This is a genomic window from Paraburkholderia fungorum (genome assembly GCF_902833645.1).
Lineage (GTDB): Bacteria > Pseudomonadota > Gammaproteobacteria > Burkholderiales > Burkholderiaceae > Paraburkholderia > Paraburkholderia fungorum.
The window spans coordinates 193589-205595 of the sequence record NZ_CADFGE010000006.1; the positions used below are offsets into that span (position 1 = coordinate 193589).

Here is a 12007-nt window from a genome sequence, read left to right on the forward strand (position 1 = left end):
GCGCTGGAGCGGATTCACGACGACTGGTCGGTCGAGAGCGCGATCCTTAATGAGGAGCAGGACGTTCGATACACCCGCGCGTTGGTCAGACAGGCAAACAGGCTTCGCGTCTTGCTGCCGGACTCGCAGGGGGCTTGGGAGGAGACACCCTTCGAGAATCGACGCGTGCTGACAATTCTGGGGTCAAGAGCCTCCGCGAGGCGATTCGCGAGGAGTTGCGCTGGAGGCATGAGCGGCGCGCTCACTGGTTCACGATTGTCACGCCGTTGGCGAGCCTGATAGTTGGCGGCATCGGTGCTGCCACAGGATTAATTGCCGTGCTTCAGAAGGCGCACGGCGGCTGATCACTCGGCGAGCTGCGAGCATTCCTTCACGGCGGCTGTGCGCCGCCTTGGTCTCTCTTAGCTGCAGAGTTGGTCCCGCTCTTTGATCGCAGCAGTCCTGCGTTCATCAATATAAAGCGCCAAGTCTTGAATGTGGACGCCCTGCGCCGCCTTCTTTGAACCGGCTTCCATGCGCACAAGCGGCAAGGGGATGTCGCCCGCCGCGATCTTGCGGCGCAGGTTCGGCAGCGTGAGCGGCGCGAAATAGTCCTCGCAGGCAATCTCAATCGGTACGATGGCGCGACCCCCGTACTGAGTCAAAAGCATGAACGCCGTGTTCAACGTGGCCGCGCCAACAACCACGCCATCCGTTGGCGACGTGCTGATCGTGAAGCGCGGCCCTTCACCTTCCGAGTCGCCGTCGTCGCCGGTCGCGGGCTTGCGAGTAGCCGAGCGCGTGCGAAGTGGTGCGCGGGCGGGTGCTGCCGATCCGCCGCCCGGCTGCACAAAAGAGTCCTGCTTGGCTTCCAACGCGCGGAACAGAGTAAGTGCTGCGCGCTCGCGCTGGCGGGCTGGCTTGAAGCCTTCAAAAAAGGCGGAAAAAAGAGGGTTCTCGTTCATGTGTTCGGTCCAGTTAACGAAAAAAGGGCGACGCCGCCCCTGCGGTTTCGCCCTTCTGGAGCGCGACTTTATTCGACATTCTGCGCGTTGTACAGACCGCACAATTTCGCCCACCGTTTTCGCACACCGGGATCGTCCCTAAGCGCAGAAAAATATCTTGTTGCTCGAAATTTATTTCCCGCTTCTGCCCAAAAAACAGAATGCAGGTTCCATAAGGATTTTCGGCTCTAATTTCTCCTCGGCACGCAGAAAACCCTTGCTGGACGGGGGTTCCAGTGATTCAACCCATCTTGTACTCGTTTTGAATCTTCCGTAGAGTGCCGGTCATGGACGAAGCGCGGCGGGTGCTGCGTGGAGTTCGGACGGGATATCGGATGTGCGTGCAGTTCGACGCGTAGACGTGAAAAAGGCCACCTTCGCGGGGCGGCCTCTCTCGGTGATACCCAATCGTGGCCCGATTGGTGATGCAAGGATTTGATGTCTAGGGAGTCATTCAAATCAGGTTTGAGAGTATCGCAATTCTGCCCCTTGTGCAAGTGGGTTGCGTGTCTTTGCATCGCCATTAGGTCACCTAACGTTACGGTGGTCTCATGTCTCTAAATACCTCGCTGGCAGTGTCCAGCAACAAAGCAAAGGGCGGCCGCCCGTGCAAGTCCGGTTTCCTCGGCGTCTCATTCGACAACAATGCGCGCAAGTGGACCGCAAAGGTGAAGCTCACCAACGGCAAGCGTAAGCACGTCGGCCTGTATCCGACCGCTCAGGAAGCCGCCGCCGCCCGCGCCGCATTCATCGCCACGCACGGCACTGCCAATCCGCGCGCCAAGGCCGCGACCGTGACGAGTAGCGAGGCTGCGTAATGGCCGCCAAAAAGAACGCGTCTGCAAAGATGCCGTCTATGCAGTTCTACCCTGCGGACTGGCGCAAAGACCCGGGCGTCCAGGCGCTGGGCTTCCATGATCGCGGCGTGTGGTTCGAGATTCTCTGTCTGATGCATGAGTCATCCGAGCGCGGCGTGCTGATGCTCAACGGCGTCCCGATGCCGCTGCAGGCGCTTGCGAACATCCTTGGTTTGGATAGCCAAACTCTCAACCAAACGGTAACCAATCTCACAACCTATGGTGTAGCAAAGGTTAGGAATGGGGATGGCGCGCTGTATTCGAAGCGGATGGTCGCCGACGAGAGTCTGTGCAAAGTCCGCCGCGAAGCAGGGAAAAAGGGTGGAAATCCTAATTTGCTTAACCAAAAAGCCAACCAAACGGCAACCCCTTCATCTTCATCTTCATCTTCAACTACGGTTAGTAAACCTCTTTCCTCTGTCGAGCAAGCTGGAGAGAACGATGCAGCGGCTTCGACTGACGATGCAGCGCTGCAAGCAGTGGGTGAGGGCGAGAGTTCGAATGGTGCTCAGGGAAGTCTGCTGCCTGCGGAGCCGACCGCTGCCGGGAAGGTGACTGCGACCAAGCCGAAGCAGACCGATGCTGACTTCGAAACCGCGTGGGGCTTCTACCCGAAGCGCGACGGCGGGAGCAACAAGCAGGCCGCCATGAAGGCGTGGCGCGCTCGCATCGTGCAGGGAAAGGGCGCCGACGCAATGATTGCGGGCGTGGTGCGTTATGCGAAGTACTGCGACGCCAAGGGGAATACCGGGTCGCAATACGTGAAGCGTGCCGAGACATTCTTGGGCCCCGATCTGCATTTTGAGTTGGAGTGGGCGATTACGGCGCAAACGAGCGCACCTGCCCGCGCCGAGAAGTTCGACCCGCTCGCATACGTGAGCCAAACCAACGCCAACAGCCCTACGGAGCGCGGCAATGAAAAACACAGCGATTGCATCGACGTGCAATTCAATGAAGTGGACCGCTAAGCGCCCGGCGAGGCCCGGCGACGCTTCTGACGCTCTGCGTCCGTCATTGATGGATGTGCTGTTTCAGCGTCTGTCTGGCGTGTACCTTGGCTCATGGAAGACATACTTCCCGAGCCAGAGCGCGGTGGACAACTGGGCGACTACGTGGGCCGAGGCGTTTGAGGAGGACCGTATTACGCCCGACGAGATCGCCATCGGGATTCGCAACATGCGCCAAATGTACGTGGACTGGGCTCCGAACCTGCCGCAGTTCCTGAAGGCGTGCCGCCCGAAGCTGGACCCGATGGCCGCGTTGGATGAGGCCATGCGTCAGATGCGCGCGCGCCAGGAGTGTAAAGACATATGGAGTCATCCGGCGATCTTTTGGGCCGCCGTCGAAGTGACTGAGCACGACATGCTGAACCGCACGCCCGCCGACTTGCAACCGCGCTTTACGCGTGCCCTGCAAGCGCTGTTGAATAATCCGGAAACCATCAAGCCGGTGCCCGAGGCCGCGAAGCGCTTGCCGCCGCCGCCAGTGCAGACGAGCCAGGAGGGAACTGCGGCGCTCAACGCACTGAAGGCTGGCTTGGCGAAGTACAGGGCGAAGCAGCCTAACGATGGCGAAGGGGTCGCGGCATGAGCGGGCGCGTGGGGCTTTACTGGGCGTGGCTGATGTTGGATCGCTTCAGGGCGAGGCAGAACATCAACGCGCGCCAAATCGAAATCGCGCTTGCCGCAATCGAGACGGCCCACGGTCGCCGCCCGATCCACGGTTCGCCGACGTACGAGTTTGATGACGAGGAGCGCTTGCGCGTGAAGGTGGGGCCGCGCTAACCGTTCCAACTGCGCGCCCGGGTCGAAATGCGGCCCGTGGCGCGGTTTCTGAGCCATCGCCGGTACGCTGGCGTGAGTGATGGCCTCGCGAACCCTTTAAATTACCTCTTACGAGGTCTGCTTTTTCGGAAGAAAACATGAACACGAACGAACTGGCGGTGTCGCTGACAGAGGTTTTGAACGCGAACTCGATTGCGTTGACCGCCGTCGCGGCGAACAAAGTACTTCACTCGGCCGGTATGACTGAGATTCGGTGGCGTGCCAGTTCGAAGCCCGGCCGCCCGCCTAAGAGCTACCGCGCCGCCACGTCGCTCGGCGAGCAGCACGGGGCCGTCAACGAGGTCAACACGGTCGGTTCCGGTGACCCGATATTGCTCAAGTATCTGCCTAGCATGTTCCCCGCGCTATGGGCACACAAGGCCGTGCAGGACACGCTCGCCGCGATGTTGCGCGAGGGCGAAGTGAAGTATCGCGACGGCGGGACGCAGGACGCGGGGGAAGTGTTTTAACTGATCGACCGTATGCAGACCGACGAAGCTCATTCGTGATTGACGAACACCACCTGGTCGCTCGTTCCGCCCCGTGTGGTGGGCTCCCGAGTGTCTCAGGTGGCTTCTGGGTGATTTAGCCGTGTCGCAGCGGGGCACAATGTCATTACTCACTCAACAGGAGAGAATCGAAGTGCAGCAAGAACGTTTGAATCTGAAAGTGCCAACGCCGCTCTATGACTCGCTGAAGGCATTGAGCCAGCGCGACGGCCGCAGCGTGCCGGAACTGGCAAGGGCCGCGCTTGTCGAGTTCTGTTCGAAAGGAAAAGCCGTATAAATAGGCCCGAGCCGGGTAGATCAGGTGCATTGCAAAAAATTAGTATTACTAAATATTTGGGTGATTTATGGCGGAAAACCATCGCAGCAAAAGCAACGAAGAAAAACCGCAGAAAAGAAGGCTCCCGCGAAGAAGGCCACGCCGAAGGCGTTCGATCCGACGCTGCCGGTATTCGATCCGGCAACCATTCCCGTGATGGCCTACGAGCTTCATTCGTTCAAGATTCACGGCAACACGCTGCAGCGCAAGCGCATCGTTGACCTTGACGGCGTCGGCGCTGCTGCTATGCGCGTAAGCGAGGCGGACGCCACGCGCTTGCTCGCCGAAGGTAAGACGCTCGCTTATGTCGGCGAAGACCTGTGCATGGTGACGGCGGACATGGCATTCATTGAGCGCTCCGCCGAGGAAAACACTTCCGCTGAGTACGTTCCGAAGTTCGTGGCGTTCTACCGTGAGCATATCGGCAAGCCGATTGACGTGGGTGCGCCCGAGTTTAAAAACGTGAGTGGCGATCCGTACGGCATCTATGTTGACTGCGAGGACTCGGCCGATTTCGACGAGGTGGATGCGGCCATGAGCGCGAAGTATGAGCGCATCCTGAAGTCGAATGCAGAGCAGGCGAAGAACCCAATGGGTGAGCCCGCGCAGTTGTTCGTTGAGCATGTTGCCGGCCGCACGCTCAAAGCCGCGATTTTGAACTTCGTAGTTGCCGCTCACGAACACGACAAATGCGCGAAGGATTGGCACGACCTTGCGATTGATTATTCGAATTGCTGGAAGACTAAACACGGGCTCGCCAAGGTGGATCATGCCTGCCCGCGCTATCGTGCATTTACCCGCGCGCCTTGGATGCAGCACAAGTATCATCGCGGCCTGGCTGCACTGGCCCGCTCGTATCTGAGTAGCGTCTCTGAGCGGTATGCGCAGGCATCCGAAGTGACGTTTTGCACGTCCGCACGTGCACTCTCTAAGAAGGTCGCGCCGCATCCCCAGAAGCTCGTTCCCGCCAAGCTTCCGCGCCTCGAAGAAATGGACGATTCGATTCCGTTCTGACCGCTGCGCCGCAGATCGGACTTCCCCGGGCCGCGATCAACTAATGAGAATCGGTGTTATGACAGACCAAAAAATGCCGATGGCAACGACCGACGAGCAGGTGGAGTGCATCCGCCAGCTATCGCAGAAGTGCTTCGCCGATCTTGCCGACGCACTCGCCAATGAGGACCGCTGCCGTGATGCGGGCAATGCCGAGGCGGAACTGATCGCGACTGTGCGCCGCATCGAGTTGGTCGAGTTTCTGTTCGCGTGGGTGGCTATTTTCGATAACCTGTCGAATGAGGTGAGCCCGATCATGACGCTTGAAACCCGACTGGCAATCCTAGGGGCGGACCCGGCCCGCGCGAAAGACTTCATGCCGACGGCCACGCTTGTTCAGTTGGTCGAGGCTGGTGTCGAGTCCGCGCCCGCAGCCGAGAGGGTCGGCCCGCTGCTGCAGTTGCGGGTGTTCTGCGGCAATCCGGACGTCCACTACTCGCTGCAGGTGGCGAGGGCTTCCCGCGACGAACTGCAGGCTCTGCTGGCTGCCGAGTCGCGCGGTAGTGTGTTTGTGGCCGCGCCGAAGACCTTGCAATAGGGGCCGGCTGAGGGGGCATTCAGGCAGAGCGCACGACAAAATTGAAAGCGAGGGAATATTGGGATTTCTGAAAATGCCATGAGACTGTTCTGTCCGAGTCGCATAGGATCATTAAATAAAAAAGCTGTGTTTTCTTCGATGCAAGCGGGGTAGGCCATGCGACCATCCAGCGCAGCAGCCGCTAATCGAATCTGCGCTAGACGAAGACTGTTATTCAGAAATTCTGCGCGTGAGAAAGATTATTAAAATCAATTGGATGGGTTGATAAAGCAGTTGCGCAAGAGGCCCCGCGCACGGTATTGTTCAGTCGTCGCTGAAACAAAGGCGATTCGGGTTTGGCGACCTGACATGCAATAGGCAGACGGCCGCCGCGCGGCAATTTTGATGTCTGTTGCCTTTGCACGCCTATGGGTGGGCAGGGGCGGGGAGACTTTCGAGTCTGCCGGGTCCTATTGCCCTGGTTCGCCAACCCCGCTTACTGCCCGCCCACCCCGTTTGGCGACGGGGTGCGGGTCTAACCCGCAATAGGAGCCGTACCATGAACGTCACATCAGTTCGCAGTCAAACATCAATCGTCGCACTTGTCTTGCTTGGGGTAGGCAGCACGTTGCAATCGGCCATGGTTGGCTTAGACGTGCTATCAATTTTGTTTTCTCGAATCGAGCTAATGGCTACTGCGAACGATGACGTTGCCGACCTTGCGCGGATTGGTGGCCGTGCTGCCCGCGACGGGCTCGCTGATTGCCGTGATCACGCCAGCGCGAACGACGTAATTGGTGCAGCCGATTGCCTTACGCGCGCGGTTTCGGCACACAGGGCCGCAAAAAATTTGCTTCTTGGGATTGCTGCTCTAGGCGATATCAACGTCGCCGAACTTGCTCAACTCGGGGTCAACCTCGCGGTGTCAGTCCTGAATGATATCGGGTGTGATAACGCTGGTTGAGTGCGGGTGCCGAGTGGCGCTCATGAAGCACGGCTCGGCTCGGAAGTGATTCATGGGCCGAAGACGGACGGAAATTTCACCAATGAATACGGTTTTTTCATTGATGGCGCGATCCGGCGCTCAAGTCATTGTCCCGTTTGACATCGTATGCCGTCACTTTTTTGCGACCCTCACGTCGCCGAACTTGCGTCGCAAGGTCGCGTCGGCCGACATTCCGCTTCCGCTCGTACGCATGGAAGTAGACTGCAAAAAGGCGGCGCAGGGCGTCCACCTTCAGGACCTCGCAAACTACATTGACGAGCGGCGCGCGGCAGCCGTCAAAGAGCGGAATCAGCTTTGTTGACTAACCGAAAGCATCTACGAATCGTGTGAAACACTACGAATTAAAGGACCTTTGAAGTGACTCAGTTTTTCTTGGATATCGATGCCGTCGCGGTAGCCGTTTCACTGTCTACCGGGGGCGTGCAGAAACTCGTGCGTGAAGGAAACTTCCCGAAGCCGAGGGCACTTTCCGCTAGGCGCGTTGGCTGGCTGGTAACCGAAGTGGAAGCATGGGCGAACGCGCGCCCGATAGCTGATATGCTGCCGCCGCCAAGCGCGGGCGAGCGGCGAGCGTCTTGATAAGCGAGGCGCGTAGGGGGAAGAATGAGACCGATGTTTCTTGACCTGCAGGATGTTGCTGAGACCGTCGCCCTGTCTACTAGGGGCGTTCAGCGGCTCGTTCAGGAGGGGAACTTCCCAAGCCCCCGCATACTATCCGGCCGTAGGGTTGGCTGGCTCGTGAGCGAGGTCGAGGCGTGGGCGAACGCGCGCCCGATCGCTGATGTGCTGCCGCCGCCCAGCGCGGGGCGGCAAGACTCCTGAGATGACGGGCGGTGAGGCTCGCCCGGCGTGATGAGTTCTCGCAAGCATTCGCCACGCGTGAAGCGGTGAGCGTCGCACCGACGGTCTTCGCTCATTGCCGGTTGGACGGTCGCAGTTCGACCCGTTGCTGCCGTTGGGCCGCCACAACGGCAACGGCGGCTTCTACGGTCCAATGGTCATTCCATCAGGCTGGCTACCGACCGTTTGTCGGAACGAGCGGTTGGCTGACCCACGTGAATCTACGGCAGCAGACCACGCAAGTCTTAAATCAAATACGTATGCTCGTTTCAGAACCGCGGCAGAAACTTGCCAAGTCGGCGCAGATCACAATCATTCAACTCGATGACGCAGTTCGATGATCCGTTTCACTATAGCGTCATGTAACTCATCATAAGTTTTCATGCCGGGGCGAATGAGGGGTGCGAGGGTGTCGCGCATAAATGCGTCCGGCGAGTTGCCCACTCTGATCAGTCGCAATAGTTGCTTTAACTTCGTGTAAATTTCCCCCGATGCGGACTTAAGGTCGTCGCCAGGTTTACCACGTTGCAGGCAGTTATCTAAAGCGATCTGTTTTATTTCGAGTGCTTTTTCCAATAGATCGGCATTCCCTGCCTTACCCACGAGGACTTCAATAACGTCATCGGCAAACAAATACGACTCGATATTTCTTTTCGGAAGAACAATGTTTCCCGACTCTTCAAATTCTGCGACTTCCTGTGCCGACTTGTCATCAAGGTCGCACAGCGCGATTACTGCGGCGGACGGGATGATCTGCCGAAGCGCGTCTTGGACCGATACACCAGTTGCTGCCACCTGCGACGAGGCGCCGCCAGAAACGAAAAGCGTGTCTGGCGAATGACCACCGAGAATCCGATTATAGATTTCAGCGTCAAAGTTCTGTCGGCGCGAGCCAATGGAGGATCCTTCACATACAACGACAAATTTTGGCGCAACTCGAGTCGACAAATCGTCGAGCGCTAAAGAAAGCATCTTCTCCCAACTAATCCGACCCAGATTGCTTGGTAAAATCTGCCGCGGGACGTCGGGGTCAACGCCGTCAAAATCGATAACGCATACAGACCCTGGATCTTGAGCCGCCATCTCCTGCGCTGCACGCAACACGCCAAGCGAATGAGTCGTCGCCCAAAGTTGGGAGTTTACCGGCAAAATGGACGCCATCTCTTTGATTAGCTTGCCTTGCACCTTGGTATGTAGGTGCGTCTCCAGTTCGTCCACGCAATAAATTGCATTACCGAAAAATTTCTTCTTTACATGTAAATCCAATAACAAGTCAAACGCTGCTTTCTCGCCTCCAGAAAGGTTCTTATAGTGGTAAGACTTAGAAGCCCCTTTCTCAAAAAAGAACGCCCCGGTACCAAGAGGGTCCGAAATGTTATTTAATAGTAAATCCCCAAAGACATTTTTCATGGAGTGGCGCACCGCCCCAATTAATTCCTCTCGAAGTGTTGCGACTGACTTATTGTTGTTTGTCTCGTCATAGACGCCGGCCATTGTGTCGTAGATAAGGCGTTGATAGTTTTCCCCAACTGTTTGATCGTTCTCTATCAATCGATTAAAACGAATAGAATCGGCTGGCGAATTGAGTCGATTAATGCCACTGATGTTAAAATCGGCGTCGTTGCGGTATGCGGTGCGAATGTATAGGCATCCTTTTTGTGGCTGTTCTTTGCCGGCTAAAGTTACTTCAACAGTCTCATTCCACCCGAACGCCTCTTCTTTGTTTTTTCTGTAATAAATTTCGTCTCCATTGTAACCAAAGCCGACTCTTGTTCTGTACCAATGCAGGAGTGCATCAAAAAGCGAAGATTTTCCGCACCCATTTGGTCCCACTAATACGACCAGCTTCGCCGTTTCCGGTATTCCAGTAATTTCGAGATCCGAAAAGCGTTTGAAATTTTTCAGTTTTATGCTGGTAATTCGCATCTTTAATCCGGTAGCAAAAATAGGTCGACAGATTCAGCACTGGCAGCGTGAGAAAGGATACCGGAAAGAGTCGTCCGGTGTCAGATCGATGTGAGTTCTGCTTTGGCTGATAAGTGACGCGAAGAGCGCGCATTGGAGGGCCGTTTTCAAGATTGAACCGACATCTAAACGTCCGACGCACGAGGATATAGGCGTCGGCTTGTGGCCGAACTCGGTCCCCTGATGATTGGCTTGCCGCCACGCCGCACCGCTCACTCACTTTCCCGGGGATTCGTCGTAGAACGCTATCGCTCACGCATGACCTCGCAGGCCGTTTCTAGTGTTCCGCGTAAGCGGTCGCTGCCACTCTATAGATTTTTCAAGCCTATCCGATTTTCGGATAGCTTCCCCGGTGGTGTACGGCCTGTGCACGACCCGTGTAGGCCTGTGTACGCCGCTAGGTCGGGATGGTCCAATGGTTCCATTGAACAGCAGACCGGAAAGGATATGTCCGCGCAGAAAATTACCGATGAACAATGGGTGGAGGCCCGAAAGCGCTACGAAACCGAACCCGGTCTAGGTTTCGGGAAAATCGCGCAAGTACTTGATTGCTCTAAGAGTTTGGTCGCACGCAAGGCCCGCGAAGGGAAGTGGCAGAAGGATATCGGCGTGCCGAATCAGGTGCATCTGACTGCTCGCGAGCGTCAGGCTAAAGTTACAGAGAGTGCCGTGCCGAGCCCGACCCTGAGCCCGCATGTGTACGCCCCGGACGCCGGCGTTTCGCCATCGCGCGTGGTGTCTGGCGTCTTCATGTCGCAGACCGCCGCGCAGGGGATGACAACGGATGTCAACCCGGGGGGAGGGACGATCCAAACCGCCTCGCAATCGACCGCCTACGCCGACGAAATGCAGGTGCCTGACGGTCTGGGCGAATGGGAGCGCGAGGAGTTCGTGAAGGCCGCCATCGTGGCGCGGCAACGGTCGATCAACGCCAGGCATTTGAAGGAACTGAACGCGGCTCGCTCGAAGCTGTATGAGAGTCTGAAGAAGGCCGGGACGAAAGAGGGCCCGGGGGCTGCATTGTCCGCACAGCGCAACGTGGCCGCGCTGCTCGCTCTGCACCAAGGGGAAATGGACGCCGAGCTTCAGCGCGTCCGCTTGGAGGTCGCTGAGTTCGTTGGCAAGCCGCTGAAGCCGACGCCGTGCCGGATCATCGTCCATGTGCGCGAGGGTGTGAGCTTGCTTAAAGCTGCCGCCCCGTACGGCCCGAACGCAATAGCAGTAACCGACGTGGAACACAGAAAGGTCCCGCATGCGTAAGTCACACGCCCAAATCAACCATTGGATTCGCGAGCAGGAAAACCGCTTAGGGATAGCTTCGGAAAATCCCGAAGCAAAGCGCTCGACGGTGACCGTCATGCTGCCAAGCATGGCCGCCGTCACGCGCGTGGCGCACACCGCGGCGGATGAGAGGATGGCTGTCGATCCGGCTTATGACGCCATGTGCGCACGCGTCGATGCAGAGCTTGCCGAGATTCTCTCGGGCGGCTCCGCCCGTGCTCCATCGCCCCCGGATATCCTCACCATTGACTGATTTTCCGATTCGTACCGTCGCTCACGACTAACTAAATCAGAGGACCGAGTCTCCGAACGAGTTGTCTTCCTCGCGAAGAATCTTTGCAGCATCCGAGAGGCGCGCGCCCCATTTCCCCCAAGGGGCCCCATATGCAGGACTGCCGGGGCCATCGGCATCTCTGGACTTCGACGCCTCGAAACAAGCGGCTGCAAGCTCGCTGCGTGCACGGATGAGTTGCTCCGCGGCTTTTGCTGTCGGAAGAATGTGTATCGGGAGTCCATTCATAGCCTCAAGCGTTTGATTCAGGTCGCTCTGCATTTTCCTTCTATCTTCGTCGCGCTCTATCCACTCCTCGTCGCTCCGTGCTAGGGAGATGTTGTTCACGACAACAAATGCCCTACTAGTGAACGCGATAGCTATCCGAAGCACTCGTCGAGCGTCTGCGCGCTCAGCCGTGCGGCGTCGGTTATTCTCAAGATGATGTTGAATAAATACGACGCCAAAGGCGCCTGCAATCGCAATTGTCGATGCCGTAGCTTGTGCGAAAGAAAGCCAATCCTCGTGATGCCAGCTCATGTGTGAATTCCCGATATTGTTTTCCGCCTCGATGGTACTGACTAAC

17 protein-coding genes are annotated in these 12007 nt (G+C 57.4%); 14 read left to right on the top strand and 3 right to left on the bottom strand.

Features of this window, described 5'->3' with window-relative positions:
• Nucleotides 1-401: 401 nt before the first annotated feature.
• Nucleotides 402-944: a pyocin activator PrtN family protein gene (locus HWX91_RS41220; protein ID WP_311734540.1), complete on the bottom strand. Its 543-nt coding sequence runs from the start codon at nucleotides 942-944 to the stop codon at nucleotides 402-404.
• A gap of 590 nt (nucleotides 945-1534) precedes the next feature.
• On the opposite strand from HWX91_RS41220, the gene HWX91_RS20125 reads away from it, so the two are divergent.
• From HWX91_RS20125 to HWX91_RS20180, 12 genes are all read left to right on the top strand, one after another.
• Nucleotides 1535-1801, top strand: a complete 267-nt coding sequence (locus tag HWX91_RS20125; protein WP_028198188.1) for a hypothetical protein — start codon at nucleotides 1535-1537, stop codon at nucleotides 1799-1801.
• Nucleotides 1801-2808, top strand: coding sequence for a hypothetical protein (locus HWX91_RS20130; RefSeq protein ID WP_028198189.1), 1008 nt, complete (start codon nucleotides 1801-1803; stop codon nucleotides 2806-2808). Before HWX91_RS20125 ends, HWX91_RS20130 begins: the two co-directional genes overlap by 1 nt.
• A 49-nt stretch (nucleotides 2809-2857) precedes the next feature.
• Entirely contained in the window at nucleotides 2858-3430 is a 573-nt protein-coding gene (locus HWX91_RS20135; protein ID WP_028198190.1) for a replication protein P, read from the top strand.
• Nucleotides 3427-3624, top strand: coding sequence for a hypothetical protein (locus HWX91_RS20140; RefSeq protein ID WP_028198191.1), 198 nt, complete (start codon nucleotides 3427-3429; stop codon nucleotides 3622-3624). Before HWX91_RS20135 ends, HWX91_RS20140 begins: the two co-directional genes overlap by 4 nt.
• Nucleotides 3625-3761: 137 nt before the next feature.
• Nucleotides 3762-4133 carry a hypothetical protein gene (locus HWX91_RS20145; protein ID WP_028198192.1) on the top strand — a complete coding sequence of 124 codons (372 nt, stop codon included), beginning with the start codon at nucleotides 3762-3764 and terminating at the stop codon, nucleotides 4131-4133.
• A gap of 172 nt (nucleotides 4134-4305) precedes the next feature.
• On the top strand, nucleotides 4306-4449 hold the full coding sequence (locus HWX91_RS20150) for a hypothetical protein (RefSeq protein WP_156034539.1): 144 nt from the start codon (nucleotides 4306-4308) through the stop codon (nucleotides 4447-4449).
• A 24-nt stretch (nucleotides 4450-4473) separates the two neighbouring features.
• Nucleotides 4474-5502 carry a hypothetical protein gene (locus tag HWX91_RS20155; RefSeq protein WP_127837926.1) on the top strand — a complete coding sequence of 343 codons (1029 nt, stop codon included), beginning with the start codon at nucleotides 4474-4476 and terminating at the stop codon, nucleotides 5500-5502.
• Nucleotides 5503-5560: 58 nt separating this feature from the next.
• On the top strand, nucleotides 5561-6079 hold the full coding sequence (locus HWX91_RS20160) for a hypothetical protein (RefSeq protein WP_028198194.1): 519 nt from the start codon (nucleotides 5561-5563) through the stop codon (nucleotides 6077-6079).
• Between the two features lie 538 nt (nucleotides 6080-6617).
• Nucleotides 6618-7022: a hypothetical protein gene (locus tag HWX91_RS20165; RefSeq protein WP_028198195.1), complete on the top strand. Its 405-nt coding sequence runs from the start codon at nucleotides 6618-6620 to the stop codon at nucleotides 7020-7022.
• Nucleotides 7023-7104: 82 nt separating this feature from the next.
• Nucleotides 7105-7365, top strand: coding sequence for a pyocin activator PrtN family protein (locus HWX91_RS20170; RefSeq protein WP_028198196.1), 261 nt, complete (start codon nucleotides 7105-7107; stop codon nucleotides 7363-7365).
• Between the two features lie 56 nt (nucleotides 7366-7421).
• Nucleotides 7422-7643: a helix-turn-helix transcriptional regulator gene (locus HWX91_RS20175; protein ID WP_028198197.1), complete on the top strand. Its 222-nt coding sequence runs from the start codon at nucleotides 7422-7424 to the stop codon at nucleotides 7641-7643.
• A gap of 33 nt (nucleotides 7644-7676) precedes the next feature.
• Nucleotides 7677-7886, top strand: a complete 210-nt coding sequence (locus tag HWX91_RS20180; RefSeq protein ID WP_244144109.1) for a helix-turn-helix transcriptional regulator — start codon at nucleotides 7677-7679, stop codon at nucleotides 7884-7886.
• Between the two features lie 330 nt (nucleotides 7887-8216).
• On the opposite strand, the gene HWX91_RS20185 is transcribed toward HWX91_RS20180, so the two are convergent.
• Nucleotides 8217-9830 carry an AAA family ATPase gene (locus HWX91_RS20185; RefSeq protein ID WP_042275795.1) on the bottom strand — a complete coding sequence of 538 codons (1614 nt, stop codon included), beginning with the start codon at nucleotides 9828-9830 and terminating at the stop codon, nucleotides 8217-8219.
• Between the two features lie 486 nt (nucleotides 9831-10316).
• On the opposite strand from HWX91_RS20185, the gene HWX91_RS20190 reads away from it, so the two are divergent.
• Both HWX91_RS20190 and HWX91_RS20195 read left to right on the top strand, forming a co-directional pair.
• Nucleotides 10317-11129: a hypothetical protein gene (locus tag HWX91_RS20190; RefSeq protein ID WP_028198198.1), complete on the top strand. Its 813-nt coding sequence runs from the start codon at nucleotides 10317-10319 to the stop codon at nucleotides 11127-11129.
• Entirely contained in the window at nucleotides 11122-11403 is a 282-nt protein-coding gene (locus HWX91_RS20195; protein WP_028198199.1) for a hypothetical protein, read from the top strand. Before HWX91_RS20190 ends, HWX91_RS20195 begins: the two co-directional genes overlap by 8 nt.
• Before the next feature lie 36 nt (nucleotides 11404-11439).
• Here the strand turns inward: HWX91_RS20195 and HWX91_RS20200 are convergent, their stop codons facing one another.
• Nucleotides 11440-11961 carry a hypothetical protein gene (locus HWX91_RS20200; RefSeq protein ID WP_028198200.1) on the bottom strand — a complete coding sequence of 174 codons (522 nt, stop codon included), beginning with the start codon at nucleotides 11959-11961 and terminating at the stop codon, nucleotides 11440-11442.
• Between the last annotated feature and the right edge of the window lie 46 nt (nucleotides 11962-12007).

What these genes read in the sequence shown, in the direction of transcription:
- HWX91_RS20165 (WP_028198195.1), top strand. Translation starts at nt 6,618, where the DNA reads ATGAACGTCACATCAGTTCGCAGTCAAACATCAATCGTCGCACTTGTC.
- HWX91_RS20160 (WP_028198194.1), top strand. Translation starts at nt 5,561, where the DNA reads ATGACAGACCAAAAAATGCCGATGGCAACGACCGACGAGCAGGTGGAG.
- HWX91_RS20130 (WP_028198189.1), top strand. Translation starts at nt 1,801, where the DNA reads ATGGCCGCCAAAAAGAACGCGTCTGCAAAGATGCCGTCTATGCAGTTC.
- HWX91_RS20195 (WP_028198199.1), top strand. Translation starts at nt 11,122, where the DNA reads ATGCGTAAGTCACACGCCCAAATCAACCATTGGATTCGCGAGCAGGAA.
- HWX91_RS20190 (WP_028198198.1), top strand. Translation starts at nt 10,317, where the DNA reads ATGTCCGCGCAGAAAATTACCGATGAACAATGGGTGGAGGCCCGAAAG.
- HWX91_RS20145 (WP_028198192.1), top strand. Translation starts at nt 3,762, where the DNA reads ATGAACACGAACGAACTGGCGGTGTCGCTGACAGAGGTTTTGAACGCG.
- HWX91_RS20185 (WP_042275795.1), bottom strand. Translation starts at nt 9,830, where the DNA reads ATGCGAATTACCAGCATAAAACTGAAAAATTTCAAACGCTTTTCGGAT.
- HWX91_RS20140 (WP_028198191.1), top strand. Translation starts at nt 3,427, where the DNA reads ATGAGCGGGCGCGTGGGGCTTTACTGGGCGTGGCTGATGTTGGATCGC.
- HWX91_RS20135 (WP_028198190.1), top strand. Translation starts at nt 2,858, where the DNA reads ATGGATGTGCTGTTTCAGCGTCTGTCTGGCGTGTACCTTGGCTCATGG.
- HWX91_RS20170 (WP_028198196.1), top strand. Translation starts at nt 7,105, where the DNA reads ATGAATACGGTTTTTTCATTGATGGCGCGATCCGGCGCTCAAGTCATT.
- HWX91_RS20200 (WP_028198200.1), bottom strand. Translation starts at nt 11,961, where the DNA reads ATGAGCTGGCATCACGAGGATTGGCTTTCTTTCGCACAAGCTACGGCA.
- HWX91_RS20180 (WP_244144109.1), top strand. Translation starts at nt 7,677, where the DNA reads ATGTTTCTTGACCTGCAGGATGTTGCTGAGACCGTCGCCCTGTCTACT.
- HWX91_RS41220 (WP_311734540.1), bottom strand. Translation starts at nt 944, where the DNA reads ATGAACGAGAACCCTCTTTTTTCCGCCTTTTTTGAAGGCTTCAAGCCA.
- HWX91_RS20125 (WP_028198188.1), top strand. Translation starts at nt 1,535, where the DNA reads ATGTCTCTAAATACCTCGCTGGCAGTGTCCAGCAACAAAGCAAAGGGC.